The organism is Pantoea deleyi, from assembly GCF_022647325.1.
Classification (GTDB): domain Bacteria; phylum Pseudomonadota; class Gammaproteobacteria; order Enterobacterales; family Enterobacteriaceae; genus Pantoea; species Pantoea deleyi.
Map to the genome: position 1 here is coordinate 3,291,717 of NZ_CP071405.1, position 20,699 is coordinate 3,312,415.

Genomic DNA, 20,699 nt, shown 5'->3' on the forward strand with positions numbered 1-20,699 from the left:
GCGGAACCAACAATGGATAAAGTATGAAGAACTGGAGAATGCTGATTCTTGGTGTGGCAATCAGTGCCAACACCGCGTTCGCAGCACCACAAGTCGTTGATAAAGTTGCTGCCGTAGTCAATAACGGCGTGGTTCTTGAGAGTGACGTGGACGGCATGATGAGCACCGTCAAATCTCAGGCCCGGCAGGCAAATCAGCAGCTGCCAGATGATAAAACGTTGCGCCATCAGATTCTGGAACGTCAGATCATGGACAACATCATCCTGCAGATGGGCGAGAAAGCGGGCGTTCAGATCAGCGACGAGCAGCTGGACCAGGCTATTCAGAACATTGCAGCACAGAACCGCATGAGCCTCGATCAGCTGCGCAGCCGTCTGGCCTATGACGGCATGAACTACAGCGTCTATCGTGCGCAGATCCGCAAAGAGATGACGATTGCCGAAGTCCGCAACAACGAAGTACGGCGTCGCGTGACCATTCTGCCGCAGGAAGTGGATACGCTGGCTGCCCAGATTGGCTCTCAGAACAGCCAGGGCACCGAGCTGAACGTCAGCCACATTCTGCTGCCGCTGCCGGAAAACCCGACGCAGCAGCAGGTTGATGAGCAGGAAACGCTGGCGAAACAGCTGGTGGGCGAACTGAAAAATGGCGCTGACTTCGGCAAGATGGCCGTGACCTACTCCGCCGACTCTCAGGCGCTGAAAGGCGGCAACATGGGCTGGGGCAAAATCGAAGAGTTGCCGACCCTGTTTGCTCAGGCGCTGGCAACGGCTAAAAAAGGCGACATCGTCGGGCCGATCCGTTCCGGTGTGGGCTTCCACATCCTGAAGGTGAACGACCTGCGCGGCGAGAGCAAAAATGTCTCCGTCACCGAAGTGCATTCACGTCATATCCTGCTGAAGCCCTCACCGATCCTCACTGACAGCCAGGCGCGCGCGCAGCTGGAGCAGATCGCTGCCGACATCCGCAGCGGGAAAACCACCTTTGCCGCCGCGGCCAAGCAGTACTCTGACGATCCGGGCTCGGCTAACCAGGGCGGCGATCTCGGCTGGACCTCACCGGAAGTCTTCGATCCGGCGTTCCGCGACGCGCTGCTGCGTCTGCAGAAAGGCCAGGTCAGTCAGCCTGTGCACTCCTCTTTCGGCTGGCATCTGATTCAGCTGCTGGATACCCGTCAGGTCGATAAGACCGATGCGGCCCAGAAAGAGCGCGCATACCGCATGCTGTTCAACCGTAAGTTTGCGGAAGAAGCACAGACCTGGATGCAGGAACAGCGCGCCAGCGCCTACGTGAAGATTCTGGATGGCAATGCGCAGTAATGCCCGTGTGGTGATCACGCCCGGCGAACCCGCCGGGATTGGTCCCGATCTTACCGTTCAGCTGGCTCAGCAGGCGTGGCCGGTTGAGCTGGTGGTGTGCGCCTCACCTGCCCTGCTACAGCAGCGTGCGGCGCAGCTCGGTCTGCCACTGACCCTGCGACCCTATCAGCCTGGCGTGGCTGCCGAGCCACAGCAGGCCGGGTCGCTGACTATCCTGCCCGTCGAAACTGCCGAACCGGTGACGCCGGGCACGCTCTGCGTCGCGAACAGCGATTATGTGCTGACCACGCTGGCGCGCGCCTGTGACGGCTGCCTGTCCGGCGAATTTGCGGCGCTGATCACCGGCCCGGTCCACAAAGGCGTGATCAACGATGCCGGTATCGCCTTCACCGGCCATACCGAGTTCTTCGCCGATCGCGCAGGCGGACATCGCGTGGTGATGATGCTGGCGACCGAAGCGCTGCGTGTCGCGCTGGCGACGACCCATCTGCCGCTGAAGGATGTCGCCGCGGCGGTAACGCGTGATTGCCTGCATGAGGTGATCACGATTCTGCATCGCGATCTGCAGCAGAAGTTTGCGATCGCCGAGCCACACATCTACGTCTGCGGTCTCAATCCCCACGCGGGCGAAGGCGGCCACATGGGCCGTGAAGAGATCGAGACGATCACACCGGCACTGGATGAACTGCGTCAGCAGGGCATCAGACTGACCGGCCCGCTGCCTGCGGATACGCTGTTTCAGCCTAAATATCTGCAACATGCCGATGCGGTTCTGGCGATGTATCACGACCAGGGCCTGCCGGTCCTGAAATTTCAGGGGTTTGGCCGGGCGGTAAATATCACCCTGGGCCTGCCCTTTATCCGGACCTCCGTAGACCACGGCACCGCGCTTGAACTCGCCGGGCTGGGTCAGGCGGAACCGGGCAGCTTCATCACGGCGCTTAACCTCGCCATCACTATGATCAAGAGCAGTAATGAATAATCGCGTCCATCAGGGGCACTATGCCCGTAAACGTTTCGGGCAGAACTTCCTGAACGATCAGTACATTATCGACAGCATTGTCTCCGCTATCCATCCACAGCGCGATGAAGCGCTGGTTGAGATCGGTCCTGGCCTGGGTGCCCTGACCGAGCCGGTAGGCGAACGCCTCGATAGCTTAACGGTGGTCGAGCTGGACCGCGATCTCGCCGCGCGTCTGCAGACCCATCCGTTCCTTGGCCCGAAACTGACCATCTTCCAGCAGGATGCCATGACCTTCGACTTCGCCGCCCTGGCGCAGGAGCGAGGCCAGCCGCTGCGGGTATTTGGTAACCTGCCCTACAATATTTCGACCCCGCTGATGTTCCACCTTTTCAGCTATACTGGTTCGATCAAAGATATGCACTTCATGCTGCAGAAAGAGGTGGTTAACCGTCTGGTTGCCGGTCCGGGCAGTAAAGCCTATGGCCGCCTGACGGTGATGGCGCAATATTACTGCCAGGTGATCCCGGTGCTGGAAGTGCCGCCGCACGCCTTTACTCCGCCACCGAAAGTGGACTCTGCGGTGGTGCGTCTGGTACCTTTTGCCGAACCGCCTCATCCGGTCAGCGACGTGCGTATTCTGAGCCGCATTACCACCGAAGCCTTTGGTCAGCGCCGCAAAACGTTGCGAAACAGCCTGAACCACATGGTGACGGCCGGTGCGCTGGAAGAGTTGTCCATCGATCCCGGTCTGCGCGCTGAAAATGTCTCAGTCGCGCAATATTGTCAGCTGGCCAACTGGCTGGCGAATCATCAGGGAAAATCGCAGGAGTAAGTCATGAGTGAAACGGCCCGCGTCTCCGTCCATGTGCAGAGCCAGTACGTCGCCTCCCAGTCCTCGCCGGATGAGGATCGCTACGTCTTCGCCTATACCATCACGATACGCAATCTGGGCCGTTCCGCTGTGCAACTGCTGGGGCGCTACTGGCTGATTACCAACGGTAATGGCCGCGAAACGGAAGTTCAGGGTGAAGGCGTGGTCGGTGAACAGCCGCTTATCGCCGCAGGCAATGAGTTTCAGTACACCAGCGGTGCCGTGATTGAAACCCCGATGGGTACCATGCAGGGGCACTATGTGATGGTCGATGAGCAGGGTGAAACCTTTCACGTCGATATCCCGGTGTTCCGCCTCGCCGTTCAGACCCACATTCACTGATTCACACGCTTTTTGCCCGCCGGGCCGGGCACCTTCCCGATGGATAAAACGTTATGAGCACATACCTGATTGGCGACGTTCATGGTTGCTACGACGAATTACGTGCATTGCTGCAACAGGTCGATTTCAACCCTGAGCAGGATACCCTGTGGCTGACCGGCGACCTGGTCGCGCGCGGCCCCGGCTCGCTGGAGGTTCTGCGCTACGTAAAATCGCTGGGCGACGCGGTGCGTCTGGTGCTGGGTAATCACGACCTGCATCTGCTGGCGGTCTACGCCGGGATCAGCCGCAACAAGCCCAAAGATCGTCTGACGCCGCTGCTGGAAGCGGAGGATGCCGACGAGCTGATTAACTGGCTGCGTCGTCAGCCCCTGCTGCAGGTGGATGATGAGAAGAAACTGGTGATGGGCCATGCCGGTGTCACGCCGCAGTGGGATATCGAAACCGCGAAAAAGTGCGCGCGTGAGGTCGAAGCGGTGCTTGCCAGCGACAGCTATCCGCTGTTCCTGGATGCCATGTATGGCGACATGCCGAATAACTGGAGTGAAGACCTGACCGGGCTGGCCCGTCTGCGCTTCAGCACCAACGCCCTGACCCGTATGCGTTACTGCTTCCCGAACGGTCAGCTGGATATGATCTGCAAAGATGCGCCGGAGTCGGCGCTTCCACCGCTGAAACCCTGGTTTACCCTTGAGGGGCCGGTCGCACGCGACTACACCATCATCTTTGGTCACTGGGCGTCGCTGGAAGGCAAAGGCACGCCTGAAGGAATTATCGGTCTGGACACCGGCTGCTGCTGGGGCGGAACGCTGACCCTGCTGCACTGGGAAACGCAGCGCTATGTGGTGCAGCCCTCCAACCGCGAAAAAGCGCTGAATGCCAGCGACAGCCTGGCCCCGCCTGCGCTGTAACGATCATGCTGGCCGTCAGGCCAGCATGTGGTCTCAGGCCCCGATAACACCGCCATCTTCGCGGGTGATCATGATCACCGATGAGCGCGGACGCGGGCTGTTATGCGGGAAATGGGAGTCCCCCTCCTCGCCCGGATGCTGCACGTTGACGAACAGCGTTCTGTAATCGGGCGTGAAAGTAATGCCGGTCAGCTCGCACGATTTCGGGCCGACCATAAAGCGGCGGATCTCGCCGCTGTCGGGATCGCCCACCAGCATCTGATTATTCCCCTGCCCCTGATAATCCTCTTTGTTGCTGTATTTGCCGTCGGTCAGGATCCATAAGCGCCCCGCGGCATCAAATCCCAGACCATCCGGGCTGTTGAAGGTGTTCTCAGCAGTGATATTGGGCGTGCCGCGATAGATCCCCTCAGGATGCGCGATCGGATTGCCGCACAGCGCATAAATATCCCACTCAAACGTCAGCGCGGTGGCATCGCCCTTCTCATCCCAGCGGATAATCTGGCCGTAGATATTTTTTGGCCGCGGGTTGGCCGCATTGACGGGCATCCCCTCGTTACCGCGCTTGTTGTTGTTGGTCAGCGTGCAGTAGGCGCGGCCATCGTGCGGATTCACGGCGATCCATTCCGGCCGATCCATGCGGGTGGCGTTTACCACATCGGCCGCCGCGCGCGCGTTGATCAGGACGTCAGCCTGACTGCTGAAGCCCTTCTCTGCGGTGAGGCCGTTTTCGCCCCACTTCAGCGCCAGCCAGCGTCCGGTGCCTTTAAGCGGCGTGCCCTGCGCATCGCCATTGAACTGCGCGACATAGAGCGTGCCCTTGTCCAGCAGTCCATGATTCGCTTTCGCATCATCTGGCATAACCCGATCGTCGGAGACATATTTATAGATATACTCGCCGCGCTCATCATCTCCCATGTACACCACCAGCTGACCGCTTTTAGCGACGGTGACCGCCGCATTCTCATGTTTGAAGCGGCCCAGCGCGGTGCGTTTAACCGGCACGGAGTGAGGGTCAAAGGGATCGATTTCCACTATCCAGCCGTGGCGGTTAAATTCGTTGGGGTTTTTCGCGACATCAAAGCGGGGATCGAAGTCGGCCCAGTTCCGTTCCGGCTCGGCGGCATTCAGGGTATAGCGCTTCTGCTGCGGGGTTGGCGTGAAGTCCGCCTGTCGGGTGCCAAAATAGGTGTCGTAGTTCTCTTCGCAGGTCAGGTAGGTGCCCCACGGCGTTTTGCCGTTGGCGCAGTTACCAAAGGTGCCGAGGACGTTCATGCCCTCGGGATCGGCTGCGGTCTGCAATGCGTTGTCACCGGCGGCAGGACCGGAAAAGCGCATCGGGGTATTTGCGGTAATGCGGCGGTTATAGTCAGATGGACGCACCACCTGCCAGCGATTATCCTCGCCCCGCTTCACTTCCACCACGGAAATACCGTGCGCCGCCTGTGACTTTTTCACATCCTCCAGGCTGGTTGCTTTGCTGCCACCGTGGGCAAACAGCGTTGGCTCGTTAACATATTCATTATTGATCGCCATCACGCCGCGACGATCGTCGATGGCAAAGAAGCTCATCCCGTCATTGTTGTCACCGAACTGCTTTTCCTGATCCGCCGCGCTGTTGTTGCCGTGCGGATCAAACGCGGCGGCGCCGTTCACCAGCGGATCGCCCCAGGAGATCAGCACCTCAGCGCGATAGCCGGGCGCGACCACCACCTCGTCAGCGGTCGAGGCGGCAATCGCCTGAAAGCCCAGCAGCGCGCTGCCCGCCGGTTTCTCTGCGGCCCGCGCGCCGGATGAGAGCGTCAGGCCGCCGCTGAGAAAGCCGGTCAGGCCCAGAGCGCCGGAACCGGCAAGAAATTTACGACGCAGTGGATCAGGCAGGCGGTCAGTGCTTAATGCGGATAATTCGGTTTTCATTGGTTATTGCTTCCTTTGTCACGATCCCAGAAAAGAAGCAATGCTAATGAATAATGATGACAGCCAGGTTACAGCCAGGCGGGGGCGGGATTAGCGACGACGGTCGAGGATCTCGAAGCAGTAGCTGTGGGAGTTCTGCTCGTCAGCGTCGTGAAATTCGCTGAATGTGGATTGCCACTCGTCCGGCTCGTAATCCGGGAACTGGGTATCGCCTTCAACCTCTGCGTCGATGTGCGTCAGGTAGAGACGATCGGCACGCTTCAGCATCTGCTCGTAGACGCGCCCACCGCCAATCACCATGATCTCTTCTGCATCACCGGCGGCCTGAAGTGCCTCCTCCAGCGACGTGACCCAGGTGACCCCTTCTGCGCTGCCGGGCTGGCTGCTGACCACAATATTCAGGCGACCAGGCAGAGGACGGCCGATCGATTCAAAGGTCAGTCGGCCCATAATCACCGGTTTCTTCAGCGTATTACGTTTGAACCACGCCAGGTCTGCAGGCAGGTCCCACGGCATGGCGTTCTCCATTCCAATAATGCGATCTGCTGCTAATGCCGCGATAAGACTAATCATGTTAACCACTCACTGAAAAAAATTGGCGCCATGATACGTAAAGGTGAAAGTTTCGTCGATAGGGGGATCGGTCTATTTGCGTAAAGCTTTTTATGACGCCGTTTTTCGCGGCCTGTGCAGCGTTTTTCACCGCGTAATCGCGTTAGTTTGCTGCAGCTCGCCAGCCAGCGGCCTCGGGCTGGTATAAACGGGGGGCGCAAAAGAAGACGGCTCCCGCAGGAGCCGTCAGGATGATCAGAAGTCGTAGCGCAGACGCACCAGATTCATGTCACCCAGGTTATCGGTGCTGGAGGTAAAGACATGTTCGTAATCGACACGGAAACCGTAGTCGAGGAACAGCGTCACACCCAGACCGTTGTCGATGCGCTGGTAGTCACGACCGTTGGCATACTCGATGCGATCGCCCATGACGTAAGGCTGAACCGCTTTCAGGCCATACTGCGCGACCGGAATTTTGTAGCCAGCGAAATATTCCAGGCCCCACGCATCGCCCGCAAAGTAGTCATGCACATCTTTGCGTTTGGTGGTCATGAAGTTCTGATACCAGCCACCGCCAGCGGAGAGCGTCCAGTTACCCGGTGTCCAGCTCAGCGCAGTACCGAAGATGTTCTGGTCGTAGGTTTTGCTGTCGCCGTTGTTCGGGTTACGCATCGCCGCACGGGTGTAGTTCCACGCGGTGCCCCAGCTCAGATCGTCGGTGATGTGGTAGTCCACACCCAGTGAACCGCCGCCTTTACGCTTGTAGCGCAGGCCATTGCCCGGCAGGAACTCATTGTCGTCGAACAGGTAAGAGGCGAAGAGATCCACATCGCCGAAGCTGTTTTTATATTTCAACTGCTTGCGCGAACGGTAAGAGCCGTCGTAGTCGCCGTTGATCCCGTTGCCCGGTGCCTGGCCGATCATGTCGTAATCCCAGATATCGGTCTTGGCGCCCACGGTATCGTAGTAAACGCTGTTCTGCTGACCAAAGGTCAGCTGACCCCAGGTTTTGCTTTTCAGGCCAGTGTAAAGCTGGCGGCGGGTGGTGTTATTCGCCCCGTCGGCATAGTGACCGTCCCAGCTGAACAGGGCCGGGACGTTAACGCCCAGCTCATAGTAGCTGACCCAGCTGACGTCATCGAACAGGTAGTAGTCCGCGCCAAAGCGGAAACGGGTGCCGCCGTCAAAACCGTCGCGCTTATAGGATTTGTCATTCACGCCGGTCTGATGGTTGACCTGAGCACGAATGCTGCCGCCAAACGTAAAGTTAAGGCGGCTGAGCGGATCGCCCGCCTGCGGATCCTGCTTCAGCAGGGTGATTTCTGCCTGGCTGGCGAAAGGAAGAACAGCCATCAGTGCAGCCACTGCACTCAGAGAAAAAGTACGCATTTTCATTTTTTATTAGTGTCCTGATACGCTCTGGTGATGAGCGGCAGGCATAGTACTGGCGAAAAATCCGTACAGAAAGCGTTTATTTTATAAATCTGTGCGAAGCGATGCGTTTCGCACCTTTAGCTAAAAAAATAAGTCAAATCAGTAACTTTAACGCAAACTCTTTGCTTTTCCTGGACCTGTTTTTAAGACTATCGCCAGAGAGTGGGCAAAAAAAACGGCTCCCGCAGGAGCCGTTTTTACATTACATCGCCTTTATCTGAGCATGCATCTCCTGAACGGAGATAACCTGCTCCGTCGGGTCTGCATTCAGTGCCATCGCGGTGGCAAAGCCGCCGTTCAGCGTGGTGTCGTAATGCACTTTGTACTGCAGCGCGCTGCGGCGGATAAGCTTCGAATCTTCAATTGCCTGGCGGCCTGCCGTGGTATTGACGATGTAGCTGTATTCGCCGTTCTTCAGGCGGTCCTGGATATGCGGACGGCCTTCGTGCACCTTGTTGACCAGGCGCGGATTGATGCCCGCCTCGCCCAGTACCACCGCCGTGCCGTGCGTCGCATCCAGTTCGAACCCAAACTTCTGCAGCTTAGCGGCCAGGTCAACGATCCGCTTCTTGTCGCCTTCGCGCACCGACAGCAGCGCACGGCCCGACTTCTTCATGTTGCTCTGTGCGCCCAGCATCGCTTTGGAGAATGCCTCCGCGAAGGTGCGGCCCACACCCATGACTTCACCGGTCGAACGCATTTCCGGGCCAAGAATCGGGTCAACGCCAGGGAACTTGTTAAACGGCAGCACCACTTCTTTGACGGAGTAGTACGGCGGAATCACCTCTTCGGTGACGCCCTGCTCGGCCAGGGTTTTACCGGCCATCACACGTGCCGCCACTTTCGCCAGCGGTACACCGGTCGCTTTAGAGACGAAGGGGACGGTACGCGCCGCGCGTGGGTTCACTTCGATCAGGTAGACTTCGTTCTCCTTCACCGCGAACTGCACGTTCATCAGACCCCGCACGTTCAGTTCAAACGCCAGTCTTTCGACCTGCTGACGCATCACGTTCTGAATCTCCTGATTCAGGGTGTAGGCCGGCAGTGAACAGGCGGAGTCACCGGAGTGCACGCCCGCCTGCTCGATGTGTTCCATGATGCCGCCAATCAGCACCCGCTCACCGTCGCAGATCGCATCCACGTCCACTTCAACCGCATCATCCAGGAAGCGATCCAGCAGAACCGGCGCATCGTTGGAGACCGATACCGCCGTCTGGAAGTAGCGCTTGAGGTCGAGCTCGTCGTAGACGATCTCCATGGCCCGGCCGCCCAGTACATAAGAAGGACGCACCACCAGCGGATAGCCCAGGCCTGCGGCCTTCTCAACGGCCTGCTCCAGCGTGGTAACGGTGGCGTTAGCCGGCTGCTTCAGGCTCAGACGATCGACCGCCTGCTGGAAACGCTCACGGTCTTCCGCGCGGTCAATCGAATCCGGGCTGGTGCCGATAACCGGTACGCCTGCCGCTTCCAGCGCACGCGCCAGTTTCAGCGGCGTCTGACCGCCATACTGCACGATCACGCCTTTTGGCTGCTCGATGCGCACGATCTCCAGCACATCCTCCAGCGTGACCGGCTCAAAGTAGAGGCGATCGGAGGTGTCGTAATCGGTCGAGACCGTTTCCGGGTTACAGTTGACCATGATGGTCTGATAGCCATCTTCACGCAGCGCCAGGGCGGCGTGAACGCAGCAGTAGTCAAATTCGATCCCCTGGCCGATACGGTTCGGTCCGCCGCCCAGAATCATGATCTTTTCGCGATCCGTGCATGGATTGGCCTCGCACTCCTCTTCATACGTGGAGTACATGTAGGCCGTGTCCGTTGCGAACTCGGCGGCGCAGGTGTCCACGCGCTTGTAGACCGGATGCAGGTTAAACTGCTGACGCAGCTTGCGTATTTCGCTTTCAGCCACACCGGCCAGCGTAGCCAGACGCGCATCCGCAAAGCCTTTGCGTTTCAGCGCGCGCAGGAAAGTCGCATCCAGGCTGTTAACGCCTTCACGCGCGACCTGGTCTTCCAGCCGCACCAGCTCTTCGATCTGCACCAGGAACCAGCGGTCGATGTTGGTCAGGTTAAAGACGCCATCCACTGACATGCCCGCACGGAACGCATCCGCGATGTACCAGATGCGGTCGGAACCGGCATCTTTCAGCTCGCGACGGATACGGGTTAACGCTTCCGGATCGTCGAGGTGCACTTTCGGGTCGAAGCCGTTCGCGCCGACTTCCAGGCCACGCAGCGCTTTCTGCATAGATTCCTGGAATGTGCGGCCAATCGCCATGACTTCACCGACCGACTTCATCTGGGTGGTCAGACGGTCGTTAGCACCGGCAAATTTTTCAAAGTTGAAACGGGGGATTTTGGTCACAACGTAGTCGATAGAGGGTTCGAACGACGCCGGAGTTAATCCGCCGGTGATATCGTTCATCAGCTCATCGAGGGTGTAGCCCACCGCCAGTTTGGCCGCCACTTTCGCAATCGGGAAGCCGGTGGCTTTTGAAGCCAGCGCCGAGGAGCGTGAAACACGCGGGTTCATCTCGATGACAATCAGACGACCATCTTTCGGGTTCACCGAGAACTGCACGTTGGAGCCGCCGGTTTCCACACCAATCTCACGCAGTACCGCCAGCGAGGCGTTACGCATGATCTGATACTCTTTGTCAGTCAGCGTCTGAGCCGGCGCGACCGTGATGGAGTCACCGGTGTGGATGCCCATCGCGTCGAAGTTTTCAATTGAGCAGACGATGATGCAGTTGTCGTTTTTATCACGCACCACTTCCATCTCATACTCTTTCCAGCCAATCAGCGACTCATCGATCAGCAGCTCATTGGTCGGAGAGAGGTCGAGGCCGCGTTCGCAGATCTCTTCGAACTCTTCACGGTTATAGGCGATGCCGCCACCGGTGCCGCCCATGGTAAAGGAGGGACGGATAATGCAGGGGAAGCCCACATCTTCGGCCACGGCCAGCGCCTCTTCCATGGTGTGCGCAATGCCGGAACGCGCGGTGTCCAGACCGATGCTCTTCATTGCCACGTCGAAGCGGCGACGATCTTCCGCTTTGTCGATCGCATCGGCGGTCGCACCGATCATGGTGACGCCAAACTCTTCCAGTACGCCGTGACGTTCCAGCTCCAGCGCACAGTTCAGCGCGGTCTGGCCGCCCATGGTCGGCAGAACGGCGTCCGGGCGCTCTTTTTCGATGATCTTACGCACCACTTCCCAGTTGATGGGCTCGATATAGGTCGCATCGGCCATTTCCGGGTCGGTCATGATGGTCGCCGGGTTGGAGTTGACCAGAATGACGCGGTAACCCTCTTCACGCAGCGCCTTACACGCCTGCGCACCGGAGTAGTCGAATTCGCAGGCCTGTCCGATCACAATCGGACCGGCCCCAAGAATCAGGATGGATTTCAGGTCTGTACGTTTTGGCATGAATTAGCTCCTGATTACTTCGCTTGCAGACGGAATGCGTCAATCAATTCGATAAAGTGGTCAAACAGCGGCGCTGCGTCACCCGGTCCCGGGCTGGCTTCCGGGTGTCCCTGGAAGCTGAAGGCAGGCTTGTCGGTGCGGTGAATGCCCTGCACGGTCTTATCGAACAACGAAATGTGGGTCACACGCAGATTCGCGGGCAGATCGTTCTCGTCGACTGCAAAACCGTGGTTCTGCGCGGTGATCATCACGCGGTTGCTGTCGAGATCTTTCACCGGATGGTTGCCGCCGTGATGGCCGAGCTTCATCTTCACGGTTTTTGCACCGCTGGCCAGCGCCAGCAGCTGATGACCCAGGCAGATACCAAACACCGGAATCTCTGTTTTCAGGAATGACTGAATGGCGCTGATCGCGTAGTCACACGGCTCCGGGTCGCCCGGACCGTTGGAGAGGAAAATGCCATCCGGGTTCAGCTTCAGTACCTCTTCCGCAGGCGTCTGTGCCGGTACGACCGTCAGACGACAGCCGCGATCGACCAGCATACGCAGAATATTGCGCTTGGCACCGTAGTCGTACGCCACAACATGGTAAGGCAGCGACTCTGCCGATGACTGCTCTGGCAGCCCCGCGTTCAGCGTCCAGCTGCCCTGCTGCCAGCTGTAAGTCTCGGTGGTGCAGACCTCTTTCGCCAGATCCATCCCTTTCAGGCCGGGGAACGCCTGGGCTTTCTGCAGCGCCAGTGCCGCATCCGGCGCGTCGCCAGCGATGATGCAACCGTTCTGCGCCCCTTTCTCACGCAGCAGACGTGTCAGCTTGCGGGTATCGATATCGGCGATGGCCACGATGTTATTGCGCTGCAGGTAGGCGGATAAGCCCTCTTCACTGCGGAAGTTGCTGGCAATCAGCGGCAGGTCACGGATGACCAGGCCCTGCGCATGAATCTGGCTGGATTCTTCATCGGCGGCGTTGGCACCGACATTACCGATATGGGGATAAGTGAGAGTAACGATTTGGCGGGAATAGGAAGGATCAGTGAGGATTTCTTGATAACCGGTCATTGAGGTGTTGAAAACGACTTCCCCCACTGCCGACCCCGTTGCCCCGATGGCCCGACCGTGGAATTGGGTTCCGTCTTCCAGAACCAGGATTGCTGACTTAATCAAAACATCCTCCAGGGAATAAACAGTCATAATATCTGCATATTAATTCAAAATAGCCGGTTGAATCAATGCAAAAACCGCCTGAATTGTCGATTTTTGGCAAATTGCGCGCATTCTAATGATCCCCCTGGTCATTGTCTACCCTGACGCCACTTTTTTTCACCTTTATCCGCCTTCTGAAGAAAATATGCGATATAAAGGGCAAAAAGAGGAGGAAACCCATTGAAATAATCGTTTGCCATGCCGCCTAAACGCGAAACCAGCGAGAGAGAGCCTGTTTTTTTTGACCAAATGGTCAAAATTAGCATCTTAACGGATCAAAAAAGATAGAAAAGTGACAAAAAAAGAGGTTACAGACAATTAAGAAGGGATAAGTCAGATAAAAGATAAAATTAAGGGCAATGAAAACATTGCCCCTTCTCAATCAATGAATTAACGATTGAAATAACCACATCACGATGGTTCACAACACACATCAGTCTGCTAAGCCGAGCACATCCCGCATATCGAAAAGACCCTTTTTCTTGTCTTTCAGCCATACGGCCGACTTAACCGCGCCTTTTGCAAAGGTCATACGGCTTGAAGCCTTGTGGGTTATCTCTACCCGCTCGCCAATATCGGCAAACATCGCGGTATGCTCACCGACGATATCGCCCGCACGCACGGTGGCGAAACCGATGGTCTGCGGCTGGCGTTCGCCGGTGTGGCCTTCACGGGCATAGACCGCATGCTCATCCAGTTTCCACGCCATCGCATCGGCGATCGCCTCACCCATTGCCAGCGCGGTGCCTGATGGCGCATCCACTTTATGGCGGTGGTGCGCTTCGACGATCTCAATATCCGCGTACTCACCCATGACTTTTGCGGCCTGCTCCAGCAGCTTCAGCACCAGGTTAACCCCGACGCTGAAGTTCGCGGCAAACACGATGGCGATCTCTTCAGCCGCTGCACGAATCGCGGCTTTACCGGCTTCATCAAAACCGGTGGTGCCAATCACCATCGCTTTGCCGTGTTCACGGCAGATCGCCATATACTCCAGCGTCCCTTCCGGACGGGTAAAGTCGACCAGCACATCAAAATCGTTGATCACCGCGCGTAAATCGTCGGCAATCAGGATGCCGTTCCGGCCGATACCGGCTAATTCACCGGCGTCGCTGCCGGTCAGCGATGAACCGGGACGGACCAGAGCGGCCCCCAGTGTCACGCCTTCTGCCTGCTGCGTCGCCTCGATCAGATTACGGCCCATACGGCCCGGTGCGCCCACCACAGCAATGCGGATAGTGTTCATATTTATTCATTCCTAAAACAAAACTATGCATCCAAAGCGTTATCAGGTTAACGATGAGTTAACAGTCACGCCACTATTAATCCGTGATAATAAGAATTTTATGCCAGCCGCCGCTGATTATCAGTAAAAGCAATCACCGCAGCAAACGCCGGTCCGGTGACCGGGCTGAAAAAACAAAAAAGGCCGAACAGAGTCGGCCTTTTTTATCAGAAATTTCCGGGAGTTACTGGACGTTGCGCACCTCGACGCGCAGCTCTTTCGGCACTTCGAAGACAATGTTCTCTTCGCGGCCAATCAGCTCAATCGCGGCTTCCCCGCCCAGCTCACGCAGCCGCTGGATGACCTGCTGCACCAGAATATCCGGGGCAGACGCGCCCGCCGTCACGCCAATGCAGCCGACGCCTTTTACCCACTCTTCCTGAATATCCTCCGCAGAGTCGATCAGCTTCGCCAGTTTACCGGCACGCTGCGCCAGCTCTGCCAGACGGTTTGAGTTAGAGGAGTTCTTCGACCCCACCACCAGCACCACGTCGGCATCCTGCGCCAGCGTCCGCACCGCTTCCTGACGGTTAGTGGTGGCGTAGCAGATATCATCTTTGCGCGGCCCGACGATCGCCGGAAAACGCTGACGCAGGGCATCGATGATGTCTGAGGTATCATCCACCGACAGCGTCGTCTGCGTCATGAAGCTCAGATTATTTTCATCTTTCACCGTCAGCCTGAAGACATCTTCCGGTGACTCGACCAGATACATGCCGCCGTTGGGGTTGTTGTACTGCCCCATGGTGCCTTCGACTTCCGGGTGGCCCGCGTGGCCGATCAGGATCGCCTCAACGCCTTTACGGCTGGCGCGGGCAACTTCCATATGCACCTTCGTCACCAGCGGACAGGTGGCGTCGAACAGCATCGTCAGGTTGCGTGCTTTCGCTTCCGCACGCACCGCCTGAGACACGCCGTGCGCTGAAAAGATCAGGATCGCCTCATCCGGCACTTCGCTGATCTCTTCGATAAAGATGGCGCCACGTTCGCGCAGGCTGTTCACCACGTAGCGGTTATGCACCACTTCGTGACGGACATAGATCGGCGCGCCATACATCTCCAGCGCGCGCTCAACAATGCTGATGGCGCGATCGACGCCGGCGCAGAAACCGCGCGGATTAGCTAACAGGATTTGCATCGTTGGCCTCCAGGACCGGATCGATTTCCAGCACCTCTACATCAAACTGAATACGATGACCTGCCAGCGGATGGTTGAAGTCCACGGTAATAGAATCACCGGAGACTTCGCGGATCACGCCGGGCATTTCACTGCCGCCCATGCCGCTGAACAGCATGATGGCACCCACTTCCGGCTCTCCTGCGTCGATAAAGTCACGACGCGAGAAATACTGGATCAGGTCCGGACTGACACCACCAAATGCCTCTTCCGGCGCCAGGGTGAACTGCTTTGTGTCACCCGCTTTCAGCCCCAGCAGTGCCTGCTCAAGTGCCGCAGAGAGGCTGCCATCACCGAGACGGAACAGCGCGGGCTTGCCGTTTGCACGGGTCGATTCCGCCGTCGAGCCATCTTCCAGCTTCAGCGTAAAATGCACCAACACCGCGCTTTCACGCTGTACGCACTCAGTCATCACTTACCCTTTCTGTTTAGCCTGTTTGCTGTTGGGGCTTAAAAACCCCTCCAGCACCACCAGTGCCGCACCAATACAGATGCCGCAGTCGGCGATATTAAATGTAGCGAAGTGCCAGTTACCGACGTAGAAATCGATAAAATCGACCACAAAGCCATGATATGAACGATCAAACAGATTGCCTATCGCGCCGCCGATGATCAGGGCATACGCGATATTGGCGATCTTCTGGCTGGCTCGATTGCGGTACATCATCACCATCAGTGACACCACAATGGCCAGCGCAATACCGGCAAAGAACCAGCGCTGCCAGCCGCCCTTGTCCGCCAGGAAGCTGAACGCCGCGCCGTAGTTGTGCGCGTAGAACAGATTCAGGAACGGCATCAGCGGCTGGGTTTCGTGCAGCATCATGTTGTTCATCACCCACTGCTTACTGGCGAAGTCGACAACAATCACTACCAGCACCAGCCAGAGCCAGCGCAATCCGGTTGATAAAATAGGTTTACGCATCAGGCAAATTCACGCTGTTCACCGTCACCGGCTACGTTAGTATAACAACGACCACACACCTCAGCGTGCTCCGGATTCTGTCCGACGTCAGTAGTGTAATGCCAGCAGCGCTGACATTTCTCGCCTTCCGCCTTGTGCAGCGCGATTTTCAGACCTTTCAGCAGTTCACTCTGCTGCGCTTCATCGCTGGCCAGCGCGTAATCCGCCACCTGTGCGCCGGAGGTCAGCAGCACAAAGCGCAGTTCGTTGCCCAGCGCCTGCAGCTTAGCGGCCAGCTCCGGATCGGCATACAGCGTGACGGTCGCTTCCAGCGCGCCACCGATACGTTTGTCTGCTCGCGCCTGCTCGATCACCTTGTTCACTTCGCCGCGCACTTTCAGCAGCTCGGCCCAGTAGGCGTCATTCAGCGCTTCGTTCTCAGCCAGACCGAACAGCCCCTGATACCACTCTTCCGTGAAGACATACTGCGCACGCTCGCCCGGCAGGTAGCCCCAGATCTCATCCGCCGTAAAGGACATGATCGGTGCCATCCAGCGAACCAGCGCTTCAACGATATGCCACAGCGCGGTCTGGCAGCTGCGACGCGCCAGGCCATCGCCTTTGGCGGTGTACTGACGATCCTTGATGATGTCCAGATAGAAGCTGCCCATCTCGATGGAGCAGAACTGCATCAGACGCTGGATCACTTCATGGAAGTCATAGTTTTCGTAGGAGGCAACGATATCGGCCTGCGCCGCCTGCGCACGACCCACTGCCCAGCGATCCACCACCACCATCTCTTCCGGTTTCACCAGATCGGTGGCCGGATTGAAGCCGCTGAGGTTCGCCAGCAGGAAACGTGCAGTGTTACGGATACGACGGTAGGCGTCGGCAGAGCGCTTGAGGATCTCGTCTGACACCGCCATCTCGCCCGAGTAGTCGGTTGAGGCGACCCACAGACGCAGAATATCGGCACCCAGCTTGTTCATCACATCCTGCGGCGACACCGTGTTGCCGATCGATTTCGACATCTTGCGGCCCTGACCGTCGACGGTGAAACCGTGGGTCAGAACCTGACGGTAAGGCGCTTTGCCCTTCATCGCCGTGGAGATCATCAGCGAGGACATGAACCAGCCGCGATGCTGGTCGGAGCCTTCCAGATAGAGATCCGGCGAATGGCCGTCAAACTCAGGACGCGCATCGACCACCGAGTAGCTGGTTGAACCGGAGTCAAACCAGACATCCAGGGTATCCGGCACTTTCACGTAGTGATCGGCGTCGTCGCCCATCAGCTCGCGCGGGTCGAGATCCCACCAGGCCTGAATCCCATCCTGCTCAACGCGCTGCGCGACTTTCTCCATCAGCGCCAGGGTGTCCGGGTGCAGCTCTTCGCTCTCTTTATGAACGAACAGCGCCATCGGCACGCCCCAGGTACGCTGACGGGAGATGCACCAGTCGGGACGGTTCGCGACCATCGATTCGATACGTGCCTGGCCCCAGTCCGGGATCCACTGCACGACTTTAATTTCTTTCAGCGACTGCGCACGCAGACCTTTCTGATCCATGCTGATGAACCACTGCGGGGTCGCACGGAAGATGATCGGCGTTTTGTGGCGCCAGCAGTGCGGGTAGCTGTGCAGGAGTTTCTCGACGTGCAGCAGCGCGCCTTTCTCTTTCAGCAGCTCAACGATCATGTCGTTGGCTTTAAAGACGTTCACGCCATCCAGCGTCGGGAAGGTGCCTGGCAGATAGGTGCCATCCGGACCGACCGGGTTGGCGGTTTCGATGCCATATTTCTGACCGATGACATAGTCATCCGGGCCGTGGCCTGGCGCGGTGTGCACCGCACCGGTACCGGCATCCAGCGTGACGTGCTCACCCAGCACCACCAGCGACGCGATCGCCAGGAACGGGTGCTGGAATTTCTGCAGCTCCAGCGCCGCGCCTTTGCATTCGCCCAGCACCTGCCATTCGCTGACACCGGCGCGCTTCATGACGCTCTCCACCAGCTCTTTCGCCAGGATCAGGGCACGGCCCTCGATCTGGATCAGCTGATACTCAAATTCAGGGTGCAGGGAGATCGCGCGGTTAGCCGGCAGCGTCCACGGCGTGGTGGTCCAGATCACCAGCGAAATCGGGCCGCTCACGTCTGCCACACCGAAGGCCTGACGCACCGCATCGGTATCCAGGGCGTTGAACATCACGTCAATCGACGGTGACGTTTTGTCGTAATATTCGACTTCGGCTTCGGCTAAAGCTGAACGGCAGTCCAGGCACCAGTGCACGGGCTTCGCGCCTTTATGCAGATGGCCATTGCCGATGATTTTGCCCAGCGCGCGAATGATGTTGGCTTCGGTGCCGAAATCCATGGTCAGGTAAGGGCGATCCCAGTCGCCCAGCACGCCCAGACGGATAAAGTCCGCTTTCTGACCTTCCACCTGTTCAGCGGCATATTTGCGGCACGCTTCGCGGAATTCGGCTGCGGTGACCTTTTCGCCTGGCTTGCCGATCATCTGCTCCACTTTGTGCTCGATAGGCAGACCGTGACAGTCCCAGCCCGGCACATAGGGCGCGTCATAGCCCGCCATGCCTTTCGACTTAACGATAACGTCTTTCAGAATCTTGTTAACGGAGTGACCAATATGAATGCTGCCGTTCGCATACGGAGGGCCATCATGCAGGATAAAGGTTTTTTTCCCTTTTTTGGCTTCGCGGATGATGCTGTAAAGATTGTCGGCATACCAGCGTTGCAACATTCCCGGTTCGCGTTTGGCGAGATCGCCACGCATCGGGAATCCCGTTTCCGGCAAATTCAGGGTAGATTTATAGTCACTCATCAGATTCTCGATTCCGTTTTTCGCTCAGGTTAAAGCAGCCCGAAATAGTGTCGGGCCGTTACCACATCGTCTGCAATTTGTTCTTTCAACGCCTCCAGTGAGGCAAAGCGCTGCTCGTTTCGTATTTTCTGTTTCAGCACCACATCAATGTGACGGCCATAGAGATCCATATTGATGTCGAGCAGGTGAACTTCAAGCTGCTGGCGCAAACCTTTTACCGTCGGGCGGGTGCCGATGTTGGCAACCCCTGGCAGCGGCTCGGGCGTGAGGCCCCGCACTTCAACCGCGTAGACCCCTTTCACCGGCGAAACGCTGCGGCGCAATGGCAGGTTCGCCGTCGGGAAGCCCAGCGTGCGTCCCAGCGCATCCCCGTGCACCACGCGGCCGGAAATCGTGAAAGGATGGCCCAGCAGCGACTGCGCCAGCGCCAGATCGTCTGCGGCCAGCGCCTGACGGACGGCGGTGCTGCTGATGCGCTTGCCGCCGTCGCAGAAGGTTTCAGTGCTGACGACGTCGAAGCCATACTCCGCACCAGCTTTCTGCAGCAGCGGGAAATCGCCCTGGCGTCCCGCGCCAAAGCGGAAGTCATCGCCTACCGCAAGGTACTTAACATCCAGCTTTTCAACTAACAGGTCGCTGATAAAGCGCTGGGCGGACAACGCCGCGAAGCGACGGTCAAACCGCACGCACAGCACGTTATCGACGCCCGCTTCCGCCATGTATCGCAGTTTGTCGCGCAGGCGGGTCAGGCGAGCCGGGGCTTTATCACCGGCGAACAGCTCCAGCGGCTGTGGCTCAAAAACCATCACCACCACCGGCAGATTCAGCCTGCGTCCCTCTTCACACAGCCGGGAAATCAGCGCCTGATGCCCACGGTGAACGCCATCGAAATTACCAATGGTCAGAACGCAGCCGCGATGCTGCTCGTTAAGATTATGAATACCGCGGATAAACTTCATGGCTGGCCCAAACCGGTGGAAATCGGCGGATTATACCCTTGAAAGTGACTCAGGTTAACCCGTCAGCACGCCTTTCATGCTTTACGGGCTGCATTTCCTGTTACAGAGCCGCATGTTAAGAATTTTGTCGCTAAATACTGTATTCAGGGAGGGGAAGCTGGTAGAATCTTACGCCATCAAATACGTAACCGAGTGCTGCTCGCAGAGCGACGCTTATTTGCACAAATCCATTGACAAAATCAGGTTAGAAGGGCATAGTCCTCGGCCTTTGATTTGTCTCTATAGAACACATTTGGGAGTTGGACCTTGGCTAATATCAAATCAGCTAAGAAACGCGCCGTAACATCTGAGAAACGCCGTAAGCATAACGCTAGCCGCCGCTCTATGATGCGTACCTTCGTTAAGAAAGTATACGCGGCGATCGCTTCAGGCGACAAAGCTGCTGCGCAGAACGCATTCAATGAAATGCAACCAATCGTGGATCGTCAGGCTGCTAAAGGTCTGATCCACAAAAACAAAGCTGCACGTTATAAAGCAAACCTGACTGCACAGATCAACAAACTGGCTTAATCGCCCGTTGTTTATCGCTTTGTTGAAA

The 20,699-nt window shown here is 57.7% G+C and carries 17 protein-coding genes; 6 read left to right on the top strand and 11 right to left on the bottom strand.

The features are described from left to right. The first annotated feature begins 23 nt into the window (after positions 1 to 23). Genes surA through apaH form a run of 5 tightly spaced genes read left to right on the top strand, consistent with a single transcriptional unit; the run spans position 24 to position 4,407 of the window. Positions 24 to 1,319 (top strand): peptidylprolyl isomerase SurA, encoded by a 1,296-nt coding sequence (surA, locus tag J1C59_RS15575; RefSeq protein WP_111139380.1) that lies wholly within the window; start codon positions 24 to 26, stop codon positions 1,317 to 1,319. Continuing rightward, a complete protein-coding gene (gene pdxA / locus J1C59_RS15580; protein ID WP_128084649.1) occupies positions 1,309 to 2,301 on the top strand; it encodes a 4-hydroxythreonine-4-phosphate dehydrogenase PdxA in 993 nt (330 codons plus the stop codon). Before surA ends, pdxA begins: the two co-directional genes overlap by 11 nt. After that, positions 2,294 to 3,115, top strand: coding sequence for a 16S rRNA (adenine(1518)-N(6)/adenine(1519)-N(6))-dimethyltransferase RsmA (gene rsmA / locus J1C59_RS15585; RefSeq protein WP_111139379.1), 822 nt, complete (start codon positions 2,294 to 2,296; stop codon positions 3,113 to 3,115). The genes pdxA and rsmA overlap by 8 nt, the downstream gene beginning before the upstream one ends. A 3-nt stretch (positions 3,116 to 3,118) precedes the next feature. Next, positions 3,119 to 3,496, top strand: coding sequence for a Co2+/Mg2+ efflux protein ApaG (gene apaG / locus J1C59_RS15590; protein ID WP_111139378.1), 378 nt, complete (start codon positions 3,119 to 3,121; stop codon positions 3,494 to 3,496). A 53-nt stretch (positions 3,497 to 3,549) separates the two neighbouring features. After that, complete coding sequence (gene apaH / locus J1C59_RS15595) at positions 3,550 to 4,407, top strand: bis(5'-nucleosyl)-tetraphosphatase (symmetrical) ApaH (protein ID WP_128084650.1); 858 nt, start codon at positions 3,550 to 3,552, stop codon at positions 4,405 to 4,407. A gap of 33 nt (positions 4,408 to 4,440) precedes the next feature. On the opposite strand, the gene J1C59_RS15600 is transcribed toward apaH, so the two are convergent. The 11 genes from J1C59_RS15600 to ribF all read right to left on the bottom strand — a co-directional run bounded on the left by J1C59_RS15600 (position 4,441) and on the right by ribF (position 20,101). Next, on the bottom strand, positions 4,441 to 6,324 hold the full coding sequence (locus J1C59_RS15600; RefSeq protein WP_140917028.1) for a PhoX family protein: 1,884 nt from the start codon (positions 6,322 to 6,324) through the stop codon (positions 4,441 to 4,443). A 90-nt stretch (positions 6,325 to 6,414) separates the two neighbouring features. After that, positions 6,415 to 6,897 (bottom strand): type 3 dihydrofolate reductase, encoded by a 483-nt coding sequence (folA, locus tag J1C59_RS15605; protein ID WP_128084651.1) that lies wholly within the window; start codon positions 6,895 to 6,897, stop codon positions 6,415 to 6,417. A 234-nt stretch (positions 6,898 to 7,131) separates the two neighbouring features. Then, complete coding sequence (locus J1C59_RS15610) at positions 7,132 to 8,265, bottom strand: porin (RefSeq protein ID WP_375717234.1); 1,134 nt, start codon at positions 8,263 to 8,265, stop codon at positions 7,132 to 7,134. Between the two features lie 247 nt (positions 8,266 to 8,512). Beyond that, entirely contained in the window at positions 8,513 to 11,740 is a 3,228-nt protein-coding gene (gene carB, locus J1C59_RS15615; RefSeq protein ID WP_128084653.1) for a carbamoyl-phosphate synthase large subunit, read from the bottom strand. A gap of 14 nt (positions 11,741 to 11,754) precedes the next feature. Then, positions 11,755 to 12,903 (bottom strand): glutamine-hydrolyzing carbamoyl-phosphate synthase small subunit, encoded by a 1,149-nt coding sequence (carA, locus tag J1C59_RS15620; RefSeq protein ID WP_128084654.1) that lies wholly within the window; start codon positions 12,901 to 12,903, stop codon positions 11,755 to 11,757. A 472-nt stretch (positions 12,904 to 13,375) separates the two neighbouring features. Continuing rightward, positions 13,376 to 14,188, bottom strand: coding sequence for a 4-hydroxy-tetrahydrodipicolinate reductase (gene dapB, locus J1C59_RS15625; RefSeq protein WP_128084655.1), 813 nt, complete (start codon positions 14,186 to 14,188; stop codon positions 13,376 to 13,378). Positions 14,189 to 14,411: 223 nt separating this feature from the next. Continuing rightward, the gene (ispH, locus tag J1C59_RS15630) at positions 14,412 to 15,365 is read right to left on the bottom strand and encodes a 4-hydroxy-3-methylbut-2-enyl diphosphate reductase (RefSeq protein ID WP_128084656.1); all 954 of its coding nucleotides are present in this window, start codon (positions 15,363 to 15,365) and stop codon (positions 14,412 to 14,414) included. Continuing rightward, the gene (gene fkpB, locus J1C59_RS15635; RefSeq protein ID WP_111139430.1) at positions 15,346 to 15,816 is read right to left on the bottom strand and encodes an FKBP-type peptidyl-prolyl cis-trans isomerase; all 471 of its coding nucleotides are present in this window, start codon (positions 15,814 to 15,816) and stop codon (positions 15,346 to 15,348) included. Before fkpB ends, ispH begins: the two co-directional genes overlap by 20 nt. Before the next feature lie 3 nt (positions 15,817 to 15,819). Further along, positions 15,820 to 16,326 carry a signal peptidase II gene (lspA, locus tag J1C59_RS15640; RefSeq protein WP_128084657.1) on the bottom strand — a complete coding sequence of 169 codons (507 nt, stop codon included), beginning with the start codon at positions 16,324 to 16,326 and terminating at the stop codon, positions 15,820 to 15,822. Then, positions 16,326 to 19,142 (bottom strand): isoleucine--tRNA ligase, encoded by a 2,817-nt coding sequence (gene ileS / locus J1C59_RS15645; protein WP_140917029.1) that lies wholly within the window; start codon positions 19,140 to 19,142, stop codon positions 16,326 to 16,328. Before ileS ends, lspA begins: the two co-directional genes overlap by 1 nt. Before the next feature lie 29 nt (positions 19,143 to 19,171). Next, entirely contained in the window at positions 19,172 to 20,101 is a 930-nt protein-coding gene (ribF, locus tag J1C59_RS15650; protein WP_140917030.1) for a bifunctional riboflavin kinase/FAD synthetase, read from the bottom strand. A gap of 306 nt (positions 20,102 to 20,407) precedes the next feature. Between ribF and rpsT the strand changes: the two genes are divergently transcribed. Next, positions 20,408 to 20,671: a 30S ribosomal protein S20 gene (rpsT, locus tag J1C59_RS15655; RefSeq protein WP_006117633.1), complete on the top strand. Its 264-nt coding sequence runs from the start codon at positions 20,408 to 20,410 to the stop codon at positions 20,669 to 20,671. Positions 20,672 to 20,699 lie beyond the last annotated feature (28 nt).

What these genes read in the sequence shown, in the direction of transcription:
- dapB (WP_128084655.1), bottom strand. Translation starts at nt 14,188, where the DNA reads ATGAACACTATCCGCATTGCTGTGGTGGGCGCACCGGGCCGTATGGGC.
- lspA (WP_128084657.1), bottom strand. Translation starts at nt 16,326, where the DNA reads ATGCGTAAACCTATTTTATCAACCGGATTGCGCTGGCTCTGGCTGGTG.
- J1C59_RS15600 (WP_140917028.1), bottom strand. Translation starts at nt 6,324, where the DNA reads ATGAAAACCGAATTATCCGCATTAAGCACTGACCGCCTGCCTGATCCA.
- apaG (WP_111139378.1), top strand. Translation starts at nt 3,119, where the DNA reads ATGAGTGAAACGGCCCGCGTCTCCGTCCATGTGCAGAGCCAGTACGTC.
- rsmA (WP_111139379.1), top strand. Translation starts at nt 2,294, where the DNA reads ATGAATAATCGCGTCCATCAGGGGCACTATGCCCGTAAACGTTTCGGG.
- carB (WP_128084653.1), bottom strand. Translation starts at nt 11,740, where the DNA reads ATGCCAAAACGTACAGACCTGAAATCCATCCTGATTCTTGGGGCCGGT.
- ileS (WP_140917029.1), bottom strand. Translation starts at nt 19,142, where the DNA reads ATGAGTGACTATAAATCTACCCTGAATTTGCCGGAAACGGGATTCCCG.
- ispH (WP_128084656.1), bottom strand. Translation starts at nt 15,365, where the DNA reads ATGCAAATCCTGTTAGCTAATCCGCGCGGTTTCTGCGCCGGCGTCGAT.
- surA (WP_111139380.1), top strand. Translation starts at nt 24, where the DNA reads ATGAAGAACTGGAGAATGCTGATTCTTGGTGTGGCAATCAGTGCCAAC.
- ribF (WP_140917030.1), bottom strand. Translation starts at nt 20,101, where the DNA reads ATGAAGTTTATCCGCGGTATTCATAATCTTAACGAGCAGCATCGCGGC.
- J1C59_RS15610 (WP_375717234.1), bottom strand. Translation starts at nt 8,265, where the DNA reads ATGCGTACTTTTTCTCTGAGTGCAGTGGCTGCACTGATGGCTGTTCTT.
- folA (WP_128084651.1), bottom strand. Translation starts at nt 6,897, where the DNA reads ATGATTAGTCTTATCGCGGCATTAGCAGCAGATCGCATTATTGGAATG.
- apaH (WP_128084650.1), top strand. Translation starts at nt 3,550, where the DNA reads ATGAGCACATACCTGATTGGCGACGTTCATGGTTGCTACGACGAATTA.
- pdxA (WP_128084649.1), top strand. Translation starts at nt 1,309, where the DNA reads ATGCGCAGTAATGCCCGTGTGGTGATCACGCCCGGCGAACCCGCCGGG.
- fkpB (WP_111139430.1), bottom strand. Translation starts at nt 15,816, where the DNA reads ATGACTGAGTGCGTACAGCGTGAAAGCGCGGTGTTGGTGCATTTTACG.